The sequence below is a fragment of the Micromonospora sp. SL1-18 genome (assembly GCF_047921505.1).
Classification (GTDB): domain Bacteria; phylum Actinomycetota; class Actinomycetes; order Mycobacteriales; family Micromonosporaceae; genus Micromonospora.
In genome coordinates, this window is the sequence record NZ_JBLROA010000235.1 from 1 (window position 1) to 366 (window position 366).

The 366-nt window shown below is 73.5% G+C and carries 1 protein-coding gene; it reads left to right on the forward strand.

The features are described 5' to 3' along the window. Positions 1–21: 21 nt before the first annotated feature. Positions 22–366, forward strand: a 345-nt coding sequence (locus ACNAW0_RS30740; protein ID WP_416291539.1) for a transposase, incomplete at its 3' end; no start/stop codon positions are given.

The window sequence follows — 366 nt, forward strand, 5'->3', positions numbered from 1 at the left end:
ATGGCCACGTATGCGCCCGACGTGGGACCGGACCCGTCCCGGGTGGCGGGTGTGGATCTCGGGATCATCCACCCCTATGCCGTGGCCGGCCCGGATGGTGAGGGGTTGTTGGTGTCGGGGCGGGCGGTCCGCGCCGAGCACCGTATGCACCTGGCCGACACCAAGACCCGCCGCCGCACGGTCGCCCGCCGCGCCCCGAAACCGGGTCAGCGGGGGTCGCGGCGGTGGCGCGAATACCGCCGCCGGGCGCGGCTGGTGGAGGGCCGACACAAGCGTCGGGTCCGGCAGGCCCAGCATGAAGCCGCCGGCATGGTCGTGTCCTGGGCCGTTGAGCAGCGGATTGGTGTGCTCAAGGTCGGGGACCCG